The organism is Urbifossiella limnaea, assembly GCF_007747215.1.
Classification (GTDB): domain Bacteria; phylum Planctomycetota; class Planctomycetia; order Gemmatales; family Gemmataceae; genus Urbifossiella; species Urbifossiella limnaea.
This window is the reverse complement of record NZ_CP036273.1, coordinates 2525553-2550187: the sequence shown is the minus strand read 5'-3', so window position 1 is coordinate 2550187 and position 24635 is coordinate 2525553. Positions and strand designations below refer to the sequence as shown.

Here is a 24635-nt window from a genome sequence, read left to right as displayed (position 1 = left end):
GGTGCGTCCCTTCCAGTTTACGCAGTCACGGCCACGCCGATGCTCTCGAGCGCCTCGCGCACCTTGCCGCGGATCAGGTCGCGGACGGCCCGGAATTCTTCCGGCGGCATGTGCTTCGGGTCGGGGATCTGCCAGTCGGCGCGGACGGCCGCGCGGACGAGCGGGCAGGCGTCGCCGCAGCCCATCGTGGCGACGAAGTCGAACGGCACGTCCGGCAACTCGGTGAGGGACTTCGACCCGTGCTTCGTCAGGTCGTACCCCAGCTCAGCCATCGCCGCGATCGCCTTCGGGTTCACGACCCCCGACGGCCGCGAGCCGGAACTGTACGCCTCGACGGCGGGGCCGCCGAGCATCCGGGCGAAGGCCTCGGCCATCTGGCTTCGGTTGGCGTTCTCGACGCACACGAACAGCACGCGCTTCACGTCGCCCACGCGGAACCCTCCGGGAAAGTCAGGAACACCCGGACACGCCGCAGCGGTCCGGGGCGAGGCAGGCCGTGTGCTTCCCACCGAGGTGGAACAGCAGCCCGGCGGGGGTCACCTCAGCGCCCGTCACCGGCAGCTGGGTGATGACGCCGGCGTCGTACTCGACCTCGACGGGCAGGTCGTCCGCGCCGAGCACCGGCGCGCCGAGCTGGATAATCCGCGCCAGCTTGCCTGCGAGGAGCCGGTGGGCGGTGTCGTCGGCCACCCACACCTGAAGGACGCAACTGCGGGTCGAGCGCCGCTCACCGCCGCAGTCAATGAAGTCCTTCGCCACCCGCCCCACCTCGGTAACGTGGAAGTGGGCGGGGACAAAGTCGCCGTCGGGGAGCATCAGGTGGAGCCCGGCCGCGGGGTGGGCGGTCAGCAGCGTCGTGAACTCGCTCAGTAGCATCGCGTCACTCCGGGGCGGGGGCGGAACAGCAGCCGGGCTCGCGGACGCAGCGGCACGCGGGGACGGCAAGCGCGGCGCCGACGACGGGGGCCGTCAGGTACAGCCACAGCCCGCCGAGTTGGCCGGCGACCAGCGCCGGGCCGAGTGACCGGGCCGGGTTCATCGACGCGCCGCTGACCGGCCCGGCAAACAGCGCCTCGAGCGCGACGACGCCGCCGATCGCCAGCCCGGCCGTGATCCCCTTCTCTTTGGCGCCAGTGGAGACACCCAGAATCACGAACATGAGCCCGGCCGTGAGCAGCAGTTCGAGCGCCCACGACTGCGTTTCGGAACCCGACGGCGTCGTACCGCCGAGGCTGATGGCTTCGGGGAACAGGAGCCGCACCGTGAGGCTCGCCGCGAGTGCCCCGGCGCACTGGGCGGCAATATACGGCAGCACTTCGCGGCCCGGGAAGCGGCGGGCGAGGCGGAACGCGAGGGTTACGGCCGGGTTCAGGTGTGCCCCGGACACGTCGCCGAGTGCTGCGATGAGGGCGAACACGACGAGACCGAAGGTGAGAGCCACACCGACGTGCGACACCGCCCCGGTGGAGTTGACGACGACGGCGGTGGTACCGGCAAACACGAGTGCGAACGTGCCGAGTGCTTCGGCCGCGAGACGCTTCCGGAGCGGGAGCAAGGGGTAATCCTCCTGTTACCGTAGGCGCGCGACGGCTGCGATTCCAGCACCCGAGTACGACGGGTACTCGTGCCCCACTGAAGTCACGGTGTCCCCAACAGATACGCCGCGAGCCCGAGCCCGCCTGCGGCCAGAACCGTCGCCACCAGGAGCCCGAACCCCTGACCGGGCGCGGCGTTGTCGCCACCTCTCAGGAGCGTGGACGTGTAGCGCCAGTGCCGCCACCCGGCCAGCCCGAGCACGAAAACGCCGAACAGTACCAGGCCGACGCCGAGCCACATCGATCCGACGGGGCCATCGGGTACGGGTCCGGCGCGGGCCGCGGCCAACTCGCGCAGGAACAGGCCGAACCGGGCCACGACGAACCCGAACCCCATCAGTGCAAGGCCGGTCCGAACCCACGCGAGGAGGGTCCGCTCGGCGGCAAGTATCACACGCGGGTCCACCGGCGACGGCGAGGGCACGGGCGTGCCTCCTCGAAAACGATCTCTTCGACGCCTCCGGTCACACCCGGACGAGTCCGCGGAAGTACTCCATGGTGCGCCTCAGCCCCTCGCCGCGGTCCACTTTCGGCTCCCACCCCAACAACCGGCGGGCGCGGGTGATGTCCGGCTGGCGCACCTTCGGGTCGTCCTGCGGGAGTGGCCGGTACTCGACCGTCCCCGGCCGGCCGCACAGGGCCAGAATCTCCTCCGCGAACTGGCGGATGGTGATCTCCGCCGGGTTACCGACGTTCACCGGGTCGTGCTCGTCCGTCATCAGCAGCCGGACGATGCCCTCTACCAGATCTGTCACGTAGCAGAAACTGCGGGTCTGCGAGCCGTCACCGTACACGGTCAGCGGTTCGCCGCGTAGAGCTTGGTCCATGAAGTTTGGAAGAACCCGGCCGTCCTTCAGCCGCATCCGCGGGCCGTACGTGTTGAAAATGCGGACGATGTGCGTGTTCAGCCCGTGGACGCGGTGGTAGGCCATCGTCATCGACTCGGCGAACCGCTTCGCCTCGTCGTACACGCCGCGCACGCCCACCGGGTTCACGTTCCCCCAGTACGCCTCCGTCTGCGGGTGTTCGAGCGGGTCGCCGTACACCTCGGAAGTGCTCGCCAGCAGGAACCGCGCCCCGTGCGCCTTGGCGATGCCGAGGGCGTTGTGGGTGCCGAGCGAGCCCACCTTGAGCGTCTGAATCGGCAGTTCCAGGTAGTCCACCGGGCTCGCCGGGCTTGCGAAGTGGAGAACCGCGTCCAGCGGTTCCTTCACCTTCAGCAGGGCGGAGATGTCGTGGCCGACGAACCGGAACCGCGGGTCGGCGCGGAACGGGTCGAGATTTTCCAGGCGGCCGGTGAGCAGGTTGTCGACGGCCACCACGGTGTGGCCGTCGGCCAGGAACCGCTCGCAGAGGTGTGAGCCGATGAACCCGGCCCCACCGGTGATGAGCACGCGCATGGGCAGCCTCCGTTCCGCCGGGCGACGACGCGCACCCGGCGCACCGGGTGGGCGTTCCGGGCAGGATACGACAACGACACCTGCCGAGGAACGGCCTCCGACCGCACCTGTGATTTCGACCGTCGGTCGCGGCGTGTTCGCTCGCCACACCGAGTGGCAAAGCGAGACGGAAACTACGGCCCAGAGGCCGCAACACCGGCATTCGCACCCGTCGGGGGGAATTGTGAGCAGATCGTCGGGTCTTGCAGCCTCACGGGCAGCCTTGGTGGTAGCTTGAGAGTCTTCTGTCGCAACACGGATGGCGGGCCCCAATCGCAGCCGAGTATTCTTCTGCCGCGGCCCTGCCGGGACCGAAAAAAGCCCTGTCAAGAGTCGGGTACCTGGCGCTACAGTGGGGGTGGAGCGGGTTTCCGGCATCAAACATGAAAAGAGCGACTTATCCCCGAACAGGAGCTCATTACCGTTTGCCGCGTTTCTCGTCGGCTCGCTGCGGGTGCTTCCGCGCAGCGGACCCCGCGGTCGGCTGGCGCGGCATACAACGTCACCCGGGATCAAATCGCTCAAACCCAACGCCGAGCCTCGCAGCACCTGCCACGGAGCGGCATTGTTCCACCCACGGGTGCCGGTTGACCATTCCACTCCGGTGAGTCGTACCGGGTGTTTCGGTTGGCGCGGCATTAGCGCTCCCGGCGGGGAACTTCCGGGCGCCGGGGCAGCGACTCACGATCCCCCACGTCCGGCGTGAAGGCAAGATGAAGTCCGGCCGCGCGCGACACCGCGGGTCGGGTTACCCAGAGGCGGATTCGCAGATGCAGATCACTCGTCGCTTCACCCGCGAAGGCCAGGACCCGTTCGCCGGGATCACCTTCGCCCCGCGGACCTCGAAGATCGTCAACCCGAACGGGTCGGTGGTGTTCGAGATGAAGGACGTGATGGTCCCGGCCGGGTGGTCGCAGGTGGCGGTGGACATCCTCGCGCAGAAGTACTTCCGCCGCGCCGGCGTGCCGGCCCGCACCGTGCGCGTCCACGAGGACGCGGTGCCCCAGTGGCTCCAGCGCGCCGCGGCCGACGGCGACGCCCCCCTCGGCGGCGAGACCGACAGCCGCCAGGTGTTCCACCGCCTCGCCGGCTGCTGGGCGTACTGGGGCTGGAAGGGCGGCTACTTCAGCGGCCCGCGCGACGCCCGCGCGTTCTACGACGAAACCTGCTTCATGCTGGCGACGCAGATGGCGGCGCCGAACAGCCCGCAGTGGTTCAACACCGGCCTGCACTGGGCCTACGGCATCGAGGGGCCACCGCAGGGGCACCACTTCGTCGACCCGCTCACGAACGAGGTCACGCGCAGCGGCTCGGCCTACGAGCGCCCGGCGCCGCACGCCTGCTTCATCCAGGAGGTCACCGACGACCTGGTGAACGAGGGCGGCATCATGGACCTGTGGGTCCGCGAGGCCCGCATCTTCAAGTACGGCAGCGGCACCGGCTCGAACTTCTCCAAGCTCCGCGGCGAGGGCGAACCGCTCAGCGGCGGCGGCAAGTCGTCGGGCCTGATGAGCTTCCTCAAGATCGGCGACCGCGCCGCCGGGGCGATTAAGAGCGGCGGGACGACGCGGCGCGCGGCCAAGATGGTCGTCCTCGACCTGGACCACCCGGACATCGAGGAGTTCGTCAACTGGAAGGTGACCGAGGAGCAGAAGGTCGCGGACCTCGTCACCGGGTCGCGGCTGATGAACAAGCACCTCAACGCGGTGCTCACGGCCATTCACACGCACCCGACCGCGGCGGAGCGGTTCGAGCCGGCCAAGAACCCGGCGCTGAAGCAGGCAATCCTCGACTCCCGCGTCGCGCTCATCCCGGAGAACTACATCGCCCGCGTGATGCAACTGGCGAAGCAGGGCTTCACGCACCTCGAAGTCGAGGAGTACGACACCGACTGGAATTCGAAGGCGTACTACACGGTGTCCGGGCAGAACAGTAACAACTCGGTGCGGATCACGAACGAGTTCATGAAGGCCGTGGAGACCGACGGCCCGTGGCACTTGTACTGGCGGACGGAGTTGGAGAAGGCGGCGAAGGAGGGCCGCGCCCCGCGGGCGAAGAAGACGATGAAGGCCCGCGAACTGTGGGACCAGATCGCGTACGCGGCGTGGAGCTGTGCCGACCCCGGCGTGCAGTTCGACACCACGTTCAACGAGTGGCACACCTGCCCCGCCGACGGCCGCATCAACGCCACGAACCCGTGCTCCGAGTACGCCTTCCTCGACGACACGGCGTGCAACCTCGCGTCGCTCAACCTGCTGACGTACTACGACGCCAAGACCGCCAAGTTCGACACCGAGGCGTACCGCCACGCCGTCCGCGTCTGGACGCTGATCCTCGAAGTCAGCGTGTACATGGCACAGTTCCCGAGCGTTAGCGTGGCGCGGAAGTCGTTCGACTTCCGCACCCTCGGACTCGGGTACGCCAACCTCGGCGCGCTGCTCATGGTGCAGGGCATCCCCTACGACTCGGCCGAGGGCCGGGCGCAGTGCGGGGCGCTCACCGCGATCATGCACGCCGGCAGCTACGCCGCCAGCGCCGAGATTGCAGCCGAGGTCGGGCCGTTCCCCCGCTACGAGGCGAACAAGGACGCGATGCTGCGGGTGATCCGCAATCACCGCCGCGCGGCGTACAACGCGGCCCCGGCTGAGTACGAAGGGCTCACCGTCACGCCCGTCGGAATCGACGCCCGCTACTGCCCGCCGGACCTGTTGGCGGCCGCACGCTTCGAGAGCGACCGGATGCTGGAGCTGGGCGAGCGGCACGGCTTCCGCAACGCCCAGGTCACGGTCGTCGCGCCGACCGGCACCATCGGCCTCATCATGGACTGCGACACCACCGGCATCGAACCGGACTTCGCGCTGGTGAAGTTCAAGAAGCTCGCCGGCGGCGGGTACTTCAAGATCATCAACCAGTCGGTGCCGCCGGCCCTCGTCAAGCTCGGGTACGCCCCGTGGCAGGTGGACGACATCGTCCGCCACTGCCGCGGCGCGGCCACGCTCCAGGGCTGCCCGCACATCAACCCGTCGAGCCTCAAGGCGAAGGGGTTCACCGACGAGATCATTTTGAAGGTCGAGGAGACTCTCCACGGCGCGTTCGAGCTGCCGTTCGTCTTCAACCGCTGGACGCTGGGCGACGCCCTCTTCACCGACGTGTTGAAGATTCCCGAAGCGGTGGCGAACGCCCCCGGGTTCGACCTGCTGACGCACCTCGGCTTCACGCGCAAGCAGATCGAGGAGGCGAACACGTTCGTCTGCGGCACGATGACCATCGAGGGGGCGCCGCACCTGAAGCCGGACCACTACCCGATCTTCGACTGCGCCAACAAGTGCGGGAGGCTCGGCCGGCGGTTCCTGTCGTGGGAGTCGCACATCCGCATGATGGCGGCCGCGCAGCCGTTCATCAGCGGGGCCATCTCCAAGACCATCAACATGCCGAACGACGCCACCGTCGAGGAGGTGAAGCGGGCGTACTGGCTGAGCTGGCAGTTGATGACGAAGGCCAACGCCCTGTACCGCGACGGGTCGAAGCTGAGCCAGCCGCTGAACTCGGTTGCCGACTCGCCCGAGGCGGCGCTGCTGGCGAGTGTGACGGCCGAGCCGGAACCGGTCGTGGTCGCGGAGGCGCCGAAGCCGGCGGCTGTGGCGGCGGCGGAGAAGATCACCGAGAAGATCGTCCACCGCTACATCGCGCGGCGGCGGCGGCTGCCGGACCGGCGGGCCGGGTACACGCAGAAGGCGCGGATCGGCAACCACAAGATGTACATCCGCACCGGCGAGTACGAGGACGGCACGCTCGGCGAGATCTTCATCGACATGCACAAGGAGGGGGCCGCGTTCCGCAGCATGACGAACTGCTTCGCCATCGCGGTGAGCCTCGGCATGCAGCACGGCGTGCCGCTGGAGGAGTACGTGGACGCCTTCCTGTTCACCCGCTTCGAGCCGAACGGGATCGTGCAGGGGAACCCGTACATCAAAATGTCCACGTCGATCATCGACTACATCTTCCGGGAGCTGGCCATCACGTACCTGGACCGCAAGGACCTGGCCCACGTGCTGCCCGAAGACCTGCGGGCCGACGCGCTCCACGACGACGGGGACGACCCGGACTTCGACTCGGAGGAGGTCGTCAGCACGCGGACGGTGAGCGCCGCGGAGTCCGCGTCGCCGAAGTCGTCGCTCGCGCCGCCGCGGTCGTCGCACGCCCGGCCCGGGGCAGCACCCGCGCCGGCGCCGGTCGTGAACGGCAGCGCGAAGCCGGCGGTCGTCGCGGCGCCGGTCGCGGCCCCGCCGCCGCGGGTGACGGCCTACGCGCCGGCGGTGAACTCGCGCGAGGAGAAGATTCGGCAGGCCCGCGCGAAGGGGTACGAGGGCGACCCGTGCTCCGAGTGCGGCCAGCTGACGCTGGTGCGGAGCGGGGCGTGCGCGAAGTGCGACACCTGCGGGGCGACCAGCGGGTGTAGTTGACGCGAAGCGCCGCCGGCTCGCGTCGGGCCGCGGGCGCTCCCGCCAAAACCGTTTGCCCTCCTGCCGCCGGGCGTCTTATCATGCACCCGGCCCCGGAGGTTCCGCCATGCGCCGCGCCGCCCTTCTGCTCGTCGCCTTCACGATCACGATCGCCGCCGCGCAGGACGGCGACCCGGAGGTGGACGGCAAGAAGGCCTCGGAGTGGTTCAGCATCCTCCGCAACGACGCCAGCCCGCGCAAGCGCGCCCAGGCGGCCGCCGCACTCGGGCCGCTCTGGCTCAAGCACCAGCACAAGGACGCCCTGCCGGACCTGGTGCGATCCATGAAGGTGGACACCAGCGCGGCCGTCCGCGCCCAGTGCGTGCGTACGTTCGGCAGCCTCCCACCCGACACCGCCGCGGTGCTCGCCAAGGAGGTGTCCGCGGCGTTCGCGGAGGAGAAAGAAGCGGCCGTCCGCAAGGAGTTGGCCGTCGCACTATCCCGCTTCCCGGACGTGGCCAAGAAAGCCGTCGAGCCGCTGTCGGGCGTCCTGAAAGACCCCGACCCGGCCGCGAAGGTTGCGGCCGCGGAGGCACTCGCCCGCGCCGGCAAGGACGCGAAGGATTCGGCCGACGACCTGTTGCCACTGCTCGACGACAAGGAGAAGCCGGTGCGGCAGGCGGCCGTGTTCGCGCTCGGCCGGGTCGGGCCGGACAACCCGTCGTTCGTCGCAGCCGCGCTCGCAGGCCGGTTCGGACGTGAGCCCGACGTCGAGGTCCGCCGCGAGGTCGTCGGATCTCTCAAGCTTCTGGGCGACAAATCGGACGCGGTCGTGGCTATGCTCGCCGGCGCTACCGCCGACGCCGACGCGGAGACGCGAACGGGCGCGGTGCGGACGCTCGGTTCGTTCGGCCCGCCGGCGAAGGCCGCCGCCGACCCGCTGCTAAAGTCGGCGACGGCGAACCCGGACAAGGCGCTGCGCGAGGACGCGCTACGGGCGTTCGCGGCCGTACTCGGGCCCGACGGGCTGAAGACGCGGGCGGCCGACGTGGTCAAGGTGATGGAGGCCGACCCGGAGTTCGAGGTGCGGCTCGCGGCCGTCGAGGAATTGGGGGCGCTCGGCCCCCTCGCGAAGGGCGACGCGCTCATCACCGGCGCGCTGCGGGCGCGGCAGAGCGACCCCCAGGTGAAGGTACGGCAGGCCGCTGCCGCCGCGGTGCGGCGGATCGAGAAGAAGGTGGAGCCGAAGGAGCCGGCCAAGAAGTGAGGCCCACGTGAAGCCCGCCGGCCGCGGCGGGCTTCACGCCCTTTCTCAACTCTGAACTGTGGAATCCGAAGTCGGAACCTCCCCTTCGACCCCGTCAGAACCGTTGCGACCATTCTCATCCCGACAGACCGTTTCGGTTGACTTGGCAGGGCGCCGTTCTAGATACCAGTTGAACCGGCGATTCAGCCCACGCCAAAGTGACGCGGCCGCGACGGCCCGGAGACGCACCCCATGACCACGCCCGGCTTTCCCGCCGCCCTGGCATATTTGCCGAGCTGGTGGCAGGACGCCGCTGAGCCCTCCGCCTTCGACGCCCTCCTCGCCGGTTGGGTGCGGGCTTGCGGGTGGCGCGCCGCCGGGTTCGTCTGGGCCGCGGAATCCGGCCCCGCCGTCGTCCGCGTCGCCCCCACCGGCTTCGTGTCGGACGCCGTACTGCCGCAGGAACTACCCGAGGTGCTGACTCGCCTTCGAGGCGGTGAGGCGACGGCCTTCGTCGCCACTGCCCACACCGCGGGCCGCGTTTACGCCCCGGTGCAGTTCCCCGGCCGCGTGCCAGCCGTACTGTGGGCCGAGCGCGCCGCGGGGCAGACGTGGAGCGACGCCGACCACGCGTACATCGCCCTCGCCGGCAAGGCGCTGGAGCGCTCGCCCGCCGCGGCCGCGCTCGTCGGGCCGGTGGTAGATGCCGACCGGCTCGAGCAGCGACTCGCCGACGCGGCCGTCGTCGCCGGGCGGATGGCGCACGACTTCGACAACATCCTCACCGGCATCATCGGCTACTCCGACCTGGCCGCGCCGCTGCTCCCGGCCGGGTCACAGGCCCAAAGCTTCGTCGCCGAGATCGCCAAGGTCGGGCAGCGCGGCATCGCGTTCACCCAGCAGTTGCACTCGCTCAGCCGCGCGGGTCACGCCCGGCCGAACCCCGGCTCGGTGGTCGCCACGCTCGGCCGCGAAGAAGCACGCCTACGGCCGCTGATGCACCCGAACCTGCGGTTCGAGAAAGACCTGCCGAGTGGGCTGCCGGCCGTCGCCGTCGAGGCGGCGCTGTTGCAGACGGCCCTCGGGCACCTGCTGGAGAACGCCGTCGAGGCGTGTCCGCAAGGCGGGTTGGTCCGCGTCGCGGCGCGGGCGATCGACCTCAGTGCGGCCGACGCCCGCGGCTACCTCGGGAAGGCCGAGGCCGGGCCGCACGTGATCGTAGTCGTCACCGACACCGGGACCGGCATCAAGCCGGAGGTGCGGCGGCGCCTGATCGCCGAGCCGTTCTTCACGACCAAGGTCCGGCACCGCGGGCTCGGGCTCGCGGTGGCGTTCCGCATCCTGTCCGCCCACCGCGGGGGCGTTCAGCTCGACCCGGCCCCCCCGCCGGGTTCGGGCACCGTGGCCCGCGTGGTGCTGCCCCTGGCCGCCCACCGTGCCCCCGTCGCGTCGACCACTCCGCCGCCGGCCCACCCCACGTCGCTCGCCGACGCCGTCCGGCCCCACCCACACGCCACCAGCCGAGGCTAATCGATGCCGTTCGACGTTGAGGACCGCCTGATTCAGACGCCGCGACCGGCCCGCGCCCCCGCCGCCCCGCTGCTCGAATTGCAGTCGTCCGGGGACATCCGTATTCTCGTCATCGACGACGACCCGCCTACCTGCGCCGTCATGAAGTCGGCGCTGGCCAACCGCGACTTCGTCATCGACACGGTGTCGGACCCGGCGCTGGTCGAGTCGGCGCTGCGGGCCGGCCGGTACCACCTGGTCATCCTCGACTACGTGCTGCCGGGCGTCGAGGCGGAGCAGGTGTTCGCCTGGGTGCGGGAGTTGCAGCCGGACGCCAACGTGGTCGTCGTCACCGGCTACCCGTCGGTGGACAGCGCCCTCAGCTGCCTGCGGGCTCGCACGTTCGACTACCTGACGAAGCCGTTCCAGGTGGACCAACTGCGTGAGGTGGTGTTCCGCTGCCTGGAGGGGAAGGGGCTGCTGCGGATGACCGAGTCGGCGCTCCGCGAGAGCCTCGGCAACGCCATCCGCGAGCGCCGCAAGGCGCTGGGCCTCACGCTGTCGAACATGAGCGACCGGACCGGCGTGTCGCTCGGCTACCTGAGCCAGATCGAGCTCGGGAAGAACTCGGCGTCGATCGAGACGCTGTACCGCATCTGCCTGGCTCTGGGGATGAAGATGAGCGAGTTGTTCCAGGCGGTGCAGCGCGGGTAAGAGGTGGTGATTCTCGTCCGCCGCTTGCGGCGTAGCGACGTGTCGCTACGCCGCAAGCGGTGACTCATTTCAGCTTGGCCGACACCTGCGCTTCCAGTAGCCGGATCAGCTGCGGCACCCGCCCTAACACTTGTTGCAGTTTCTCGAACGCGGTGCCGCCGGTCGCAGGCCAGTCGGCCAGCCACACTGCCAGCGGCGCCGTAAGCGTCTCCGTCATCAGCGATTCGCGGTGGTTCCGCACCTTTAGCCTGGCCGCCTCCGCCGCGCCGCGGGCGGCGAGTTCCGCGGCCTGGTGCGTCGCCGACACGCCGAGCGGGACTAACAGGAGCAACACCCACCCCGGCGGCCACGTGAACCACACCGCGGCGCCGACCACGGCCGCGTCCGCGGCCAGTTTCCCACCGCGGAGGCCGTACAGCAGCGCCGGGTTTCCTTCGAGGTGGGCGACCAGCTGCCGGCCGGTCGTCTCGAGGTCGTCGGTCTCCTTCAGTTCGAAGGTGCGGAACGCGTGATGAAAGCGGTCTCGCGCCTCGGCCGACAACGGGCCGTCGAAGCCGCGCGCCGCCGCCTTCCACACCGGGTGCGACGCCGCCCGTTTCAGGGCCTCGGCACGCAGCCCGTCGAGCCAGCCGAGGAGGGCCGCGTCGAGGACGGTCTTCTCGGACAGGTTGAACACCTCGGGCCGCACGATGAGTCGCGTCAGTGTGTCACGGCCCCAGCGGTACGGGGCGCGGAGGACCCACATCACGTTGCCCCACACCCGGCCGGCGCCGGGCAACTCGACGAGCTCCACCAGCCGCTCGCGGTACCGGTCGAAGCGGCGGAACTGCTCGCCGCTCAGGTACTCGTTGCGGTAGCGGTCCTCGAACGCGAGCCGGCCGTCCTGCACGGCCCCCTTCCACGCCTCGAACTCGGCGAGGTCGCGTCGCGCCACGTCGAGCAGGCCAACCCCCGCGGAGGCGAGGAAGCGTGCCGCGTTAGTCACGGTGCGGGCGCGGCTCGCCTCGACCGACTCGCACTGCACGAGAATCTGGTTGAGTAGCTGGACGCGGCGCTTGGCGCCGGCCCCGGCCGGGTCGTTGCGCACGTCGGGCGGCATTTGCGGGAACGGCACCACCTGCACGGCCGGTTGAGCTCCGCCCGGGAGCGGCGGGAGGCGACCCAGCACCTCCTGCCGGAAGTGCTCCACCATCGCCGGCGCGTCGGCCTCGCGCATCTTGGTGAGGACGCACACCACCGCCTTGCCGGCTCTCACCGCCAGGTGCAGGAACTGCGTCGGAACCTCGTCGTTGTAGCGCTCGTCGGACGCGACGTACACCACGACATCGGCCAGCGCGGCGACCTCCATCAGCCGCGCGACGTAGCCGCTGCTCGCCCACGTCGTCATGTCGGGGCAGTCCCAGACGACGAAGTCGGCGAGTGCGTCGGCGCCCGCGCCGGGTTGCAGGCGGCGGACCTGGTACACGTCCTCGTCGAGGTCGGCGGGCTTCGACTCGCTGACGCGGCGCAGCGGGCCGAGGAAGCCGACCGTGCTCGGGAGCGCCGCCCCGCTCGCCGGTAGAAACGCCGTCGGGTGGCGGGTGAAGCCGGCCTGCGGGTTGGCTTCCGCGACGACGGAACCGCACAGGAAGTTGACGACCGTGCTCTTGCCGGCGCCGGCACCGCCGACGACGGCGACGTGGAGCGGCCGGGCCGGCTGGTCTTCGAGGAACGGGCCGAGGACGTTGCGCGTGAGCGCGGAGGCGAGGCGGAGACTGCCGGCGTGGTCGGCGAGGCCGGGCTGGGCGCGGCAGTGGTCTTCGAGCCAGCCGAGGTCCGCGGCCAGTTCGCCGACCGCCGCCCGGGTGTCGGGGGATTGCATGGGCACAGTTTCGAGTTTCGCGCCAGGAGTTTCAAGCCGGGCGAACCGGCGGCGTCAGCCGCCGGGTGGCGGCGCGTAGGTGAATACCGTCCACACCCGGCGGCGACGCCGCCGGTTCGCCCGGTTAAGAGCGGAATGCCGGCCGCGTCGTCTGATCCGGCGTGCGGTCGAGCGCGAACGCCGACACCGGCACGCTCGGCGACTTCCCAGTCAGCAGCTCCACGAGTACGCGAGCCGTGCCGACCGACAGTTGCACCCCGGCGCGGAAGTGACCAGTGGCTACGAGCACGCCCTCCCACCCGGGCACCCGCCCGAGATAGGGTAGGCCGTCGGCCGAGCCCGGGCGTAGGCCCGCCCACGTCTTCTCGACCTCGGCGTCGGCCCACGCCGGGATCAGGTTCGTCGTGAAGGCGAGTAGATCGGCGACTCCGCCGGCCGTCGACCACTTTACGAACCCGGCCTCGGGTTCCTCCGTCGAACCGACCAGCACGCGGCCGTCGGCGCGCGGCACGAAGTACCGCTTCCCCGTCATCAGTACGCGCTCGATGGACGGCGTCGGCTGGCGGAACAGGACGATCTGCCCGCGCACCGGATGCACCCCGGGCGCGTGGCCGAGCGGTTCGAGGAAGGATTCGCTCCACGCCCCCGCCGCGAGGACGCACGCTTCCGCCGTCACCGTCTCGCCGCGCGACAGGCGCACGCCGGTGACGCGCTTCCCCGAGTACGTCCAACCATCGACGGGTGTGTCGGGTCGCAGGCGCACGCCCAACCGCCCGCAGGCTTCGATCAGAGCGCGGACGTGCCACGGGTTCCGCACCTGGGCGCAGGTCGGCAGCAGGTACGGCTCGCCGGGGAAGCCGCCGGCCGCGGGCTCCCGCACCGCCAATTCCCCCTGCGTCAGCCGCTCGTACGGGAGTCTTTCAGCCTCCCACAGGTCGATTACGTCGCGGTCGGCGGCGTGCAGGAACTCGATCCCGCCGCAGCGGCGGTAGCCGGTGTCGATGCCAGTCCGCTCGCGCAGCTCCTCCGCGAGCCGTGGCATCCCGACGGAGCCGAGCGCCCGCAGCGTGTCGATGGGGGTCGCGGCGCGCTCCGGATTCCCCGGCGGGATGATACCCGCACCCGCCCACGACGCCTCGGCGCCGAGCGGGCCACGGTCTAGCACTTCGACCGTAAACCCTGCCTTCGCCAGCTCATACGCCGCGGTCAGGCCGACGATGCCGCCGCCCACCACCGCCACGTCCGGGTGCCGTTCCATCCGGGCATTCTAAGACGACTCCGGTTCGGGTTGCTCGCCGTGCGGCGATAACCCATAATTCGACGCCCTCGCCCCGCCACACGACGCCCGCCAGGGACTCAGGCATGACCATGACGGAATCGAACACGCAGGAAACCGGGCTGACCCAGATTCTCGACCGGCTCCCCGCCGACCGCGAGGCGCGGGTGGCGTTCCTCCACAAACTCCTCGGCGAAGGCCCGTGCCGGCAGATCGGCATCTTCCCGCTCCCCGCCGGGTTCAAGCTCTCGGTCGTCATCCCCGTCTACAACGAGGAGCGGTGGCTGGCCGAGCTCGTGCGGCGGGTGCAGGTCGTGCCGATCCCGAAGGAACTGATCCTCATCAACGACCAGTCCACCGACGGCACGCCGGCCATCCTGAAGCAGCTGGAGGAGCGGTACGACAACGTCCGCGTGTTCCACCAGCCGAAAAACATGGGCAAGGGGGCCGCACTCCGCGAGGGGTTCAAGCACTGCACCGGCGACCTGGTGATCGTGCAGGACGCCGACTGGGAGTACGACCCGGCCGAGTTCCCGAAGTTGATCCAGCCGATTGTCGAGAACCGGGCCGACGTGGTCATCGGGTCGCGGTTCATCGGCGAGCAGCACCGGGTGCTGTACTACTGGCACTCGGTGGCGAACAAGGGGCTGACGCTGCTGTCGAACATGTTCACCAACCTGAACCTGACCGACATGGAGACGTGCTACAAGGTGTTCCGCCGCGAGGTGATTCAGAGCCTGAACCTCAAGAGCGACCGGTTCGGGTTCGAGCCGGAGGTGACGGCGAAGATCGCCAAGAAGAAGGCGGACGGCAGCCGGTGGCGGATCTACGAGGTGCCGATCAGCTACAGCGGCCGGACGTACGAGGAGGGGAAGAAGATCGGGCTGAAGGACGCCTTCCAGGCGCTGTGGTGCATCGTCCGCTACTGGGCGGCGGACTGAGCGCGTGAGAGTCCTGAGCCGGCCCCGTAAGGGGTCGGAGCGATTGTCGCTCCGACCCCTTACGGGGCCGGCACTGTTACGCGACTGCATCCCAGCACGTATCGCAGCGCCGCCTCCGCGTCCGCGTGGTCGAACACGAATCCCGTCTCCAGGAGCTTCCGAGGCACCGCCCGCAGGCTCGTTAGCAGTGCCTCGTCGGCCATCGCCCCGAACATCACGCGTAACACCGACCGCGGCAGCCGCAGAAGCGCCGGCCGGTGCAGCACCCGCGCCAGCGTCTCGGTGAACGTGCCGTTCGTCACCGGATGCGGTGCCGTGACGTTCACCGGCCCGCGAACGGCGTCCGTCATCAGGGCGTGGTGAACGGCCCCGACCCAGTCGCCGCTCGTGACCCACGCAAACCACTGCGTGCCGTCGCCCAGCACGGCCCCGCCGCCGGCGCGGAACGCCGGCAGCTGCTTCGCCAGCGCCCCGCCGCGCGGGGTCAACACGATTCCGGTCCGCAGGAGGGCCACGCGTGTCCCGGCATCCGCGGCAGGAGTCGCGGCAGCTTCCCACTCGCGGCACACGTCGGCGAGGAAGCCGCTTCCGGGTGCCGACTCCTCGGTCAGCACCTCGTCCCCGCGGTCGCCGTAGATGCCGACCGCGGAGCCCGACAGGAACACCCGCGGCCCGTTCGGCGCCTTCGCTACGGCTTCGGCCAGCAGCCGCGTCGGCGTCACTCGGCTGTCGCGGATGGCTCGACGCTTCCGCTCCGTCCACCGGCCGTCGGCGAGGTTGTCGCCGGCGAGGTGAACGACCGCGTCGCACCCGGCCAGAAGCTCGGGCGGCGGCGCGGCATTCGGGTTCCACGGCACCGACTCGGTACCGTCGTCGTAGGTCGCCTTCGGCACGTCGCCGCGCACGAGTCGGCGAACGCGGTGCCCGCCGCACGTGAGAAAGTGCGTCAACTCCGCGCCCAGGAGCCCGCGCGACCCCGTGATTGCGACGCGCAACCGCGGCCGGTCGCGGAACGCGGCGTGCCGTCGCAGGTCACTGGCGGTAACGGCGTGGCGGTACGCGAACATCGCGGCGAGCCGGCGCTCGACCATCCCGCCGCCGAACAGCTTGCCGAGCGGCCCCAGCGGCAGGCGGAACTCGATGTGGTCTTCCAGCGTCGAGGCCTCGGGGCCGTCAGGAAGGAAGCGGTGGGTGTGCTCCCAGTACGCGAACGGGCCGCGGCGCTGCACGTCGCGGAACTCGCGGCCCGGGGTGAACGACGGGTGTTCGGCCACCATCGTACCGCCGACCGGACCGACGAGCTTGGTTCGGACGGAAACGCGGTAGCCGGGCGTGCCGAACGCGCCCTCGACGCCGAGCACATCGGCGGTCTCCCAGGGCGGGGTGAGTCGGGCGAAGGCGCCGGGCCGGGCGTGCCACGCGAACACGTCGTCGGCCGACGCCGGCATGGGGGAGCGGCGGCTGAAGGTGGAGTTGTTCATCGCACCGATTGTAGGTGGCGTTTCCGCTTCCCCGCACCCGAAGTGCGGGGTAGACTCGGTTTGTTGGTTCCCGCCCCGCCGCCCGTCCCCGGTCCCGCCATGCCCCGCCTCGCGGCCGTACTGGCCGTTCTTGCCCTCGCCGGCACCGCCCGCGCCGACCTTACGGCTCGCATCGACGCACTGATCGAGGCGAAAGCCGCCGCAGACGCCGTGCCGCTGTCGCCGCCGGCCGACGACGGCGAGTTCCTCCGCCGCGTCACCCTCGACCTGGCCGGTACGCTGCCCAGCGCCGCCGAGGCGAAAGCGTTCCTCGCCGACATCGACGCCAAGAAGCGGGAGAAGCGGATCGCCGCCCTGCTGGCCGCGCCAAGCTACGCGGAGCGGATGACGGACCTGTTCCACGTCGCGCTCATGGAGCGGCTCGGCGACAGCCCCGAGTGGACGGCGTACCTGCGGAAGTCGTTCGCCGCCAACGCCCCGTGGGACACGATGGCCCGCGACATGCTCCGGGCCGACCACAAAAACCCCGACACGCTCGGCGCCGCGTTCTTCCTCAGCAAGCGGCTCGAAAACTACGGCCAGAACCCGGTGGACCACTCGGCCCTCACCCGTGACGTGGGCCGGCTGTTCCTCGGCAAGAACTTCCAGTGCTGCGAGTGCCACGACCACCTCGTCGTGGCCGACTACAAGCAGCAGGACTTTCAGGGGCTCCACGCCTTCTTCCGCAACCTCTCGCTGGTCAGCGCCGCCAAGCTGCACGTCGGCGAGAAGGTGACCGCGGAGAAGCTCGGCTTCGCCAGCGTCTTCACGAAGGTGCCAATGACCACTGCCCCGGCCCTGCCCGGCGGCACGATGCTCGCCATTCCCACTTTCCCGAAGGGGCAAGAATTCGCCGAGCCGCCGGACCGCAAGACGAACAGCCCCGGCGTGCCAAAGTTCAGCACCCTGGCCGCGGCCGCCGAGTTGATCCCACGCGCGGGCAACCGCGACTTCGCCCGCAACATCGTCAACCGGGTGTGGTTCGCGTTCATGGGCCGCGGGCTCGTTCACCCGCTCGACCTGCACCACTCCGCGAACCCCGGCTCGCACCCCGAGTTGCTGGACCTGCTGGCCACGGAGTTCGCCGCGAAGCGGTTCGACCTGAAGTGGCTGATCGGTGAGTTGGCCCGCACGAAGGCGTACCAGCGGAGCAGCCGCCTCCCCGCGAGCGCGGAGCGGGCCGACCCGTGGTACTTCGGTACCGCCGTCGAGAAGCGGTTGACGGCCGACCAACTGCTGAGCGCGACGCTGAAGGCGACCGAGGCGGACGCGAAGGCGGCGGACGCGCTTCGGGCGAAGTTCCACAAGGCGTTCGACAACCAGCCGCGCGACCCCGAGGACGAGTACGCCCCGTCGCTGAAGGCGGCGCTGTTCGTGCTCCACGACGCGGCCGTGCTGAAGCTCGTGGAGCCGGCACCGGGAAACCTCGTGTCGCGGCTCGCGGCGCTGCCGGATGCGGCCGTCGCGGACGAACTGTACCTGGCGGTGCTGACGCGGCGGCCGTCGGCGGACGAGGCCCGGACGGTGTGCGAGGTGCTGGCGAAGCACGCAGCGGCGCGGCCGGCGGCGCTCGGTCGGCTGGCGTGGGCGCTGCTGGCGTCGCTGGAGTTCGGCGTGAACCACTGACGGCCGCGAGTCGGTCTGGCCCGCCCCCGCCAGCTTCCTTTACAATCGACCTCGTACGGGGGCGCGGACGCCCACCCGACTCCAGGCCGGAGACACCGATGCGGACGCTGTGCGGGTTGTTGCTGATCGTGGCGCTGGGCTGCGGTGGGAATTCGACCCCGCCAACCCCGGAGCCGAAGGCCCCGACACCTGCCGACGCACCGCCGGCCGGCACCCCGACCCCGCAGCCGAAGCCCGACGAGCCGAAGAAGGAGGATCCGAAGACGCCAGTAGTGCCCTCCGTGCCCGCAGCGGTGTGGGAGCCGGACCCGGCGAAGCACGTCGTCCCCGCCGCTCCGCCGTCCGGGTCACTCGGCAAGGCCGCGTTCGCCCCGCAGCAGGTCGAGTTCCAGACCGACACGCTGACGTTCCGCACCATCGACAAGGACGGCAACGCCCTCAAGACGATGTCCGTAAAGCTGCTGGAGGAGCAGGCGAAGACCGCGGCCGGCGGTGTCAAGCTGGTCGTAAAGCCGGACGACCCGATGGGGAAGGTGCCCACGGTGGGCGTCGAGTTGCCGCCGGTGAAGGCGGGCGACCTGCCGAAGCTGTACGAGTACCCGCACGGCTACGGCCTGACGCTGGAACTGGGCAAGCGCGAGAAGGGGAGTGTCGCCGGCCGTGTCTACCTGAGCCTGCCCGGCGAGGAGAAGGACTTTCTGGCCGGCACGTTCACCGCCGACTTCGTGCGGTCGCCGAGCGAGCCGCCGGGTGCGGACGACACGCCGTTCGTGCAGGGGGCGGTGACCGTGGCCGGGGCGAAGGCCGACACGAAAGTCGCGGTCGGCTACGTGGGACTGGTGAAGGAGGCGCCGCCGGTCGATTCCCTGGTGATGCCGTTCGCCGGCGCCGGCGGGCTGTTCGGCCGCTCGGACAACGCCAAGCCGCGGGCCACAGTGTACGTCACGGCCGAGGCCGCGGACAAGGCCGGGCGGTACGAGCACGTCCGGCTGCCGGCCGGGAAGTACCTGGTGTTCGCGGCGTCGGACGGGTTCGCCCCGCAGGCCAAGTGGCTGACCCTGCCGGCCGACGGCAAGCTGGCGCACGACTTCGCGCTGAACCCCGCCGCAGCCGGCAAGTTGGCCGTCAAAGCGCCGGCGGGGACGACCGGAAAGGCACAGGCCGTGCCCGCCGACGACTCGCCGCTGCCGCCGGAAGTGTTTGCCACCGCGGCGTCGGCGCTGGGGCTCGACGCCGACGTGCGCGACGGCGTGGCCCGGTTCGAGCGGCTGGCCCCCGGCCGCTACGAGGTTCGGCTCGGCGAGCTGAGCGGTACCGTCGAAGTTAAGGTGAACGAGACGGCGACGCTGGAACTGGCGCCGCCGAAGAAGTAAGCGGGAGTGGGTGATGAACCGCCTGTGTACCCGGGCCGAACATCGGTTCTCGCGCCGCCGCTGGCTCGGCGCCGCGGGGGCCGGCCTCGCCGGGCTCTGCACCCCCGCCGTCGCACAGGAACTGCGGCGCCGGCGCAAGCAGGTGCTGTTCGTCTGGCTCGACGGCGGCATGAGCCAGCTCGAAAGCTGGGACCCGAAGCCGAACACGCCGTTCGGCGGGCCGCTCCGCGCGATCCCCACCAGCGTCCCCGGCATCCGCATCTCGGAAACGCTGCCCCACTCCGCCCGGGTGATGAAGCACCTGGCGCTCGTGCGGAGCGTGTCCACGCAGGACAACTCACACTCCGCGGGCGTGGACCGCATCCAGCGCGGCGACCCGAAGAACCGCGGCGTCGTGTTCCCGTTTTTCGGCTCGGCCGTGGCCAAACTCGTTGGCGACGGCGACAGCGGGCTCCCGCCCTACGTGTGGGTGAAGCCGATGAGCGGGGGGTTCATCCCGAAGGACGCCGGGTTCCTCGGCCCGCGCTACGGGGCGCTCGCCCTCGGCGACGGCAAGCCGCCCGAGAACCTGCTCCGCCCGCCGGGCCTCGCCGCGGCCGACGACGACGAGCGGAACGCGCTCCGCCGCCTCGCCGACCAGCGCTACGCCGCCGGCCGCCGCACCGAGAACGTGGAAGCCAACAGCTACGCCTTCGACATGGCGGCCCAGTTGCAGCGCCGCGTCGAGCTGTTCGACCTGTCGAAGCTGCCCGAGCGCGACCAGCAGCGGTACGGCACTCACGACCTCGGCCGGCACCTGCTGCTCGCCCGGCGGCTGCTCGAAGCAGGCGTCACGTTCGTGAAGGTGACGAGCTACGGCTGGGACTCGCACGGCGACCACTTCAACCAGGCGCTGAGCCAGCACCCGAAGTTCGACAAGCCGTTCGCCGCCATCATCGAAGACCTCCACGAGCGCGGCATGCTCGACGACGTGCTGGTGGTGGCGATGGCCGAGTTCGGGCGGACGCCGCGGATCAACGGCCACGTCGGCCGCGACCACTGGCCGGAGGCGTGGAGCGTGGCGATGGCCGGCCGCGGCCTGAAGCGCGGCGTCGCCGCGGGCCGCACCAACGACAAGGGGACCGACGTGGCGACGGAGCCGCACGACATCGGGGCGCTGTTCCACACCTGGTGGCGGGCGCTCGGCATCGACCCCGAGGCGACCCAGTACCGCAACGCGGGTCAGCCGCTGCCGATCGCCCACGAAGACATGAAGCCGGTGCGCGAAATCCTGAGTTGAGCCACCGCCCTTCCTTCGGACCCCCACCATGCCGCCCGTCGAACTCGGCCGCCCGCTCGACCCGCCGTGCCAGCTCACCCGCCTCCGCTTCCGGCCCGACGGCCGCGTCCTCGCAGGTGCCGGGTGCGACGGCAAAGTTCACCGCTGGGCCACGTCCGCCGACACGCCGACAGTGCTGCCGCCGCTCGACGGTCACAACGGCTGGGTGAGCGGGCTGGCGTTCGGCCCCGCCGCGCTGTTCACGGCCGACAGCTGGGGTCGCCTCACCGCCCGCGACAACGACGGCAAGCAACTGTGGACCGTCGAGGCCGCGCACGACGGCTGGGCGCGGTCCGTCGCCGTCTCGGCCGACGGCACCCTGCTCGCCTCCGGCGGCCGCGACGGCCACGTCCGCTTCTGGGACACTCGCACCGGCGCGAAGCGCGCCGAGGTGAACGCCGCCTCGGACATTCTGGGCGTCACCTTCACCCCCGACGGAGCGACGGTACTGGCCGGCGACCTGTTCGGCGTCGTCCGCGAGTTCGAGGCGCCAACCGGCAGACCCGGCCGCACTTTCGAGGCCCGCGAGTTGCACAAGCTCGACCGCGTCCAGGACGTGGGCGGCGTCCGCAGCCTCCTCCTCAGCCCCGACGGGCGGACGTTGGTCGTCGGCGGCGCGGAGCCGAAGTCGGGCGGGTTCGTGGAGTGTACGCCACTGCTGATCGCGTTCGACCGGCCGGGCGGCAAGCGGCTGTGGCAGTGGAAGGGCGGCGCCCCCGCCGAGGGCTACGTCACCGACCTGGCGTGGCACCCGGGCGGTTCCGTCGTGGCGTGTACCAGCGGCCAGCCGGGGCAGGGAAAGGTGCTGATCCTCAAGCCGGGAGAGGCACAGCCGGTGTTCCAGGTGGCGAAGCCGAACGTGCAGAGCGTGGCGCTGACGGCCGACGGGTCGAAGCTGGCGGCGGCGTTAACGAACGCCAACAGCAGCGGTAACGGTCGCGTCCGCGGGCAGGCGGGCGACTACCCCGAGAACCGTTCTCCAGTTCAACTCTGGCGCGTGCCGCCGGCAGCGTAGGCACAACGAGTGGAGCCCGGGGACGGTCGTCCCCGGGCTCCCTTACCCGTCCACTACCCGCCGGTTACCAGCGGACGATCAGGTCCATCCCGCCGGTGAAGAGGTTCTGGTTCCCCTCCCACACGTTGGTCCGGTTGTTGTTGTCGTACCGGGCGAACGGGCGGACCATCAGCCCGGTCATCGGCTTCCACGCCAGGCCGTAGGTGACGGCCGTGTACAGCCCCTCGAACCCCGTGCGGAACCCGTCGGCGTCGTCGAACACCTCGGCCCGGAGGGTGCTCGTCAGGTTGTCACAGTGGGCGTAGCTGAGGTAGTTGGCGGCCCCGTACCAGTTGGTGAACCCGACGTTCGGAGCGTTGTTCATGTGGGCGTAGCCGGCGTCCAGGACGTAGCTCAACTTCTCGGTCAGCTTGTGGGTGACCACCAGGTTGTAGAAGTTGTAGTGGGCGAAATTCTCGGCCGCGACGAACGACGGGTTCGTCACCACCACGTTCGCGGTCACCGTCGTGTCGCCGTCCTTCGGCGCCCACTTGAGGGCACCCAGGTACGTCAGCCGGTTCGTCGGGGCGTCGATGAACGTGTCGGTGCCCGTCGAGAGACCGTAGCCGACGGTCCAGTTGTCACCGACCGGGGTGGTGGCGTACACACCGGTGTGGGTGAACGGGTTGTACTGGAACATGTACGACCGGCTCACGAACGGCGTGTCGGCGGCCTGCACCAGCTCGTACCCGACGTGGGTGGCGAACCGGCCCAACTTCACCGTGGTGCCGCTGCCCGGCAGGTAGGCCTGGGTGTAGAACTGGAACGGGTCGATGCCGTACAGCTCGGGGCCGCCGTTGTTCCGCGTCAGCTGGCTGTTCCAGATGCCGCGCGGCAGGGTGGTGCGGTAGTCGCTACCGGGCAGGATCATGTCCACACGCCAACCGAGCTGGAAGCAGTCCTTCTCGGTGTCGAGCGTCTTCTCGACGACGAGGTAGTTCTGGTTCATCAGGAACTCGTTGGCCCGGTCGTTCATGTAGATCGGGGCGTTCGAGCCGCTGGCCGTGCTCGGGCTGTAGGACATTTCGGTCCAGCCGTAGATCTTGATGCCCCGGTTGTTGAGCAACTCGCCGAACCGGGTGCCCTCGATCGTCCGCTCCAGGAAGTACTTCTCCGGAGCCTCCTCCGGCTCCTCCGCGGCCGGCGCCTCGGCGGCGGGAGCACCGTTGCCATTCTTGGCCTCGGTCATCGGCATCGGGGTCGGCTGGGCGGTCATCGGGAGCTGACCGGGCTGGATCACCTGAACCGGCACCTGCCGCGTCGGCAGCGTGCCCGGCGGGTAGTAGCCGCCGGCCGGCGGCTGGCCGGCGGCGACGGCGGTCGTCAGTAGCAGGGACGTGAACATGGGTCGTCCGTGACCTATGGGGATGGTGGTCGGGCCGTGGTACAGCCCGAGCGGAACCGGTAGGCTACCGGTCCCGCGGCTTTGGGGTTTTCGGCTACCCCCGCGGATTACCTTGAACCCCCGACCTGCCCCGGCGGGGAAGACGTGTGAATCTGGAGAAGGCCGACCGGCCGCACCGGTCGGAGGATGCGTACACACGTGGCCGACCACGCCCTACGCCGGCCGTAGCACCAGCAGCGACACCCCGCGCACGTAGTCCTTCACCGCCACGCGGTAGTCCGCCATGTGCGGGGCGGCGCTGTGCGCCCGCAGCGCGTCCGGGCTCGCCCACTGCTCCACGACCACCACCGCGTCCTCGCCTGCCAGTTCCTGCACGGCCAGGCCGGTCGGCTCGTCCACGGTGGGGCCGTACGCGAGGCAGCCGTCCTCCGCGAGCACGAGCGGCACGAGCTTGTGAAACACATCCAGAAACGCGGCCCGGGTGCCGGGGTTGAGGCGAATCGTGGCGATCACGTGAATCACGGTCTGCTCCAGGGCGCTACCACAGGTTTCGGCACAATCTGCCGGTGAAGTTCGTTCTATCCCCTCTGGGTGCCCGGTGTCCTGGCACGGCTGCCGCGCCGGCGCGCGGCACGCCGTTCGCTCTGTCGGACGTCGGAGGGCCGCGTGAACGTTCTGGTCATCGACGTGGGCGGGTCGCACGTCAAGCTACTAGCCACAGGTCAGCCGGCGCCGCGCCGGTTCGAATCCGGCCGCACCCTCGCGCCGGAGTCTCTCGTGGAGGAAGTGAAGCTGCGGACGCACGACTGGCCGTACGAGGCGGTGTCGATCGGAATCCCTGGCGCGGTCGGGCCGGACGGCCCGGAGGTGGAACCCGGAAACCTCGGGCCGGGCTGGGTCGGATTCGACTTCGCCGCCGCGTTCGGCGGCCCGGTCCGCGTCGTGAACGACGCCGCCATGCAGGCACTCGGCGCGTACACCGGCGGGCGGATGTTGTTCCTCGGCCTCGGTACTGGGCTCGGTTCGGCGATTGTGACCGACCACGTCGTCATGCCGCTGGAGCTGGGCAGCCTCCCCTACGGCCGGCGGCGGACGGTCGCCGACCACGTCGGGAAGCGCGGCCTCAAGTACCTCGGCGAGGCGGTGTGGCTCGCCACCGTGATCCGCGTGGTGGAGCACGTCCGCGACGCGATGAAGGCGGATTACGTGGTCCTCGGCGGCGGCAACGCGAAGCGCGTGGACCCGCTGCCGCCGCACACCCGCCGCGGCGGCAACGAGGACGCCTTCGCCGGGGGGTTCCGCGTGTGGGCCGAGGACGTGGACCCGCACCGCTGCCCGCCCGAAGCGCCGTGGCGGGTCGTCCGCTGACCGGAGGA

General features: G+C 70.4%; 20 protein-coding genes. 10 read left to right on the top strand and 10 right to left on the bottom strand.

Annotated features, from left to right (window positions below; translation table 11 throughout):
* Positions 1–17: 17 nt before the first annotated feature.
* The 5 genes from ETAA1_RS10145 to ETAA1_RS10125 all read right to left on the bottom strand — a co-directional run bounded on the left by ETAA1_RS10145 (position 18) and on the right by ETAA1_RS10125 (position 2995).
* Positions 18–431 (bottom strand): arsenate reductase ArsC, encoded by a 414-nt coding sequence (locus ETAA1_RS10145; protein WP_145237158.1) that lies wholly within the window; start codon positions 429–431, stop codon positions 18–20.
* Positions 432–450: 19 nt separating this feature from the next.
* Positions 451–876, bottom strand: a complete 426-nt coding sequence (locus ETAA1_RS10140; RefSeq protein WP_145237155.1) for a DUF6428 family protein — start codon at positions 874–876, stop codon at positions 451–453.
* Between the two features lie 4 nt (positions 877–880).
* Positions 881–1555, bottom strand: a complete 675-nt coding sequence (locus tag ETAA1_RS10135; RefSeq protein WP_145237152.1) for an aquaporin — start codon at positions 1553–1555, stop codon at positions 881–883.
* A gap of 83 nt (positions 1556–1638) precedes the next feature.
* Positions 1639–2019 carry a YidH family protein gene (locus ETAA1_RS10130; RefSeq protein ID WP_202920808.1) on the bottom strand — a complete coding sequence of 127 codons (381 nt, stop codon included), beginning with the start codon at positions 2017–2019 and terminating at the stop codon, positions 1639–1641.
* Between the two features lie 40 nt (positions 2020–2059).
* Positions 2060–2995 carry a UDP-glucuronic acid decarboxylase family protein gene (locus tag ETAA1_RS10125; protein WP_145237150.1) on the bottom strand — a complete coding sequence of 312 codons (936 nt, stop codon included), beginning with the start codon at positions 2993–2995 and terminating at the stop codon, positions 2060–2062.
* A gap of 809 nt (positions 2996–3804) precedes the next feature.
* Between ETAA1_RS10125 and ETAA1_RS10120 the strand changes: the two genes are divergently transcribed.
* The 4 genes from ETAA1_RS10120 (at position 3805) to ETAA1_RS10105 (ending at position 10945) form a co-directional block, all read left to right on the top strand.
* Positions 3805–7497, top strand: a complete 3693-nt coding sequence (locus tag ETAA1_RS10120; RefSeq protein WP_145237148.1) for a vitamin B12-dependent ribonucleotide reductase — start codon at positions 3805–3807, stop codon at positions 7495–7497.
* 106 nt (positions 7498–7603) lie between these two features.
* Complete coding sequence (locus ETAA1_RS10115; protein WP_145237146.1) at positions 7604–8743, top strand: HEAT repeat domain-containing protein; 1140 nt, start codon at positions 7604–7606, stop codon at positions 8741–8743.
* A 231-nt stretch (positions 8744–8974) separates the two neighbouring features.
* Positions 8975–10252, top strand: a complete 1278-nt coding sequence (locus ETAA1_RS10110; protein ID WP_145237144.1) for an ATP-binding protein — start codon at positions 8975–8977, stop codon at positions 10250–10252.
* 3 nt (positions 10253–10255) lie between these two features.
* Entirely contained in the window at positions 10256–10945 is a 690-nt protein-coding gene (locus ETAA1_RS10105; RefSeq protein ID WP_145237141.1) for a response regulator, read from the top strand.
* A 64-nt stretch (positions 10946–11009) separates the two neighbouring features.
* On the opposite strand, the gene ETAA1_RS10100 is transcribed toward ETAA1_RS10105, so the two are convergent.
* Together ETAA1_RS10100 and ETAA1_RS10095 are read right to left on the bottom strand one after the other, a co-directional pair.
* Positions 11010–12806 (bottom strand): GTPase domain-containing protein, encoded by a 1797-nt coding sequence (locus tag ETAA1_RS10100; protein WP_145237138.1) that lies wholly within the window; start codon positions 12804–12806, stop codon positions 11010–11012.
* A 124-nt stretch (positions 12807–12930) separates the two neighbouring features.
* Positions 12931–14064 carry an NAD(P)/FAD-dependent oxidoreductase gene (locus tag ETAA1_RS10095; protein ID WP_145237135.1) on the bottom strand — a complete coding sequence of 378 codons (1134 nt, stop codon included), beginning with the start codon at positions 14062–14064 and terminating at the stop codon, positions 12931–12933.
* A gap of 110 nt (positions 14065–14174) precedes the next feature.
* On the opposite strand from ETAA1_RS10095, the gene ETAA1_RS10090 reads away from it, so the two are divergent.
* Positions 14175–15023 carry a glycosyltransferase family 2 protein gene (locus ETAA1_RS10090; RefSeq protein WP_145244618.1) on the top strand — a complete coding sequence of 283 codons (849 nt, stop codon included), beginning with the start codon at positions 14175–14177 and terminating at the stop codon, positions 15021–15023.
* Between the two features lie 59 nt (positions 15024–15082).
* Here ETAA1_RS10090 and ETAA1_RS10085 read toward each other — a convergent pair whose 3' ends face one another.
* Complete coding sequence (locus tag ETAA1_RS10085; RefSeq protein WP_145237132.1) at positions 15083–16504, bottom strand: TIGR01777 family oxidoreductase; 1422 nt, start codon at positions 16502–16504, stop codon at positions 15083–15085.
* 99 nt (positions 16505–16603) lie between these two features.
* Between ETAA1_RS10085 and ETAA1_RS10080 the strand changes: the two genes are divergently transcribed.
* The 4 genes from ETAA1_RS10080 to ETAA1_RS10065 all read left to right on the top strand — a co-directional run bounded on the left by ETAA1_RS10080 (position 16604) and on the right by ETAA1_RS10065 (position 21875).
* Positions 16604–18169: a DUF1549 domain-containing protein gene (locus ETAA1_RS10080; RefSeq protein WP_145237129.1), complete on the top strand. Its 1566-nt coding sequence runs from the start codon at positions 16604–16606 to the stop codon at positions 18167–18169.
* A 98-nt stretch (positions 18170–18267) separates the two neighbouring features.
* Positions 18268–19542 (top strand): carboxypeptidase-like regulatory domain-containing protein, encoded by a 1275-nt coding sequence (locus ETAA1_RS10075; protein WP_145237126.1) that lies wholly within the window; start codon positions 18268–18270, stop codon positions 19540–19542.
* A 13-nt stretch (positions 19543–19555) separates the two neighbouring features.
* On the top strand, positions 19556–20821 hold the full coding sequence (locus ETAA1_RS10070; protein WP_145237123.1) for a DUF1501 domain-containing protein: 1266 nt from the start codon (positions 19556–19558) through the stop codon (positions 20819–20821).
* A gap of 28 nt (positions 20822–20849) precedes the next feature.
* Complete coding sequence (locus ETAA1_RS10065; RefSeq protein ID WP_145237120.1) at positions 20850–21875, top strand: WD40 repeat domain-containing protein; 1026 nt, start codon at positions 20850–20852, stop codon at positions 21873–21875.
* A gap of 64 nt (positions 21876–21939) precedes the next feature.
* Here the strand turns inward: ETAA1_RS10065 and ETAA1_RS10060 are convergent, their stop codons facing one another.
* Complete coding sequence (locus ETAA1_RS10060) at positions 21940–23259, bottom strand: outer membrane beta-barrel protein (protein ID WP_145237118.1); 1320 nt, start codon at positions 23257–23259, stop codon at positions 21940–21942.
* Between the two features lie 213 nt (positions 23260–23472).
* Complete coding sequence (locus ETAA1_RS10055) at positions 23473–23781, bottom strand: putative quinol monooxygenase (RefSeq protein WP_145237115.1); 309 nt, start codon at positions 23779–23781, stop codon at positions 23473–23475.
* A gap of 144 nt (positions 23782–23925) precedes the next feature.
* On the opposite strand from ETAA1_RS10055, the gene ETAA1_RS10050 reads away from it, so the two are divergent.
* The gene (locus tag ETAA1_RS10050) at positions 23926–24627 is read left to right on the top strand and encodes an ROK family protein (protein WP_202920807.1); all 702 of its coding nucleotides are present in this window, start codon (positions 23926–23928) and stop codon (positions 24625–24627) included.
* Positions 24628–24635: the final 8 nt, after the last annotated feature.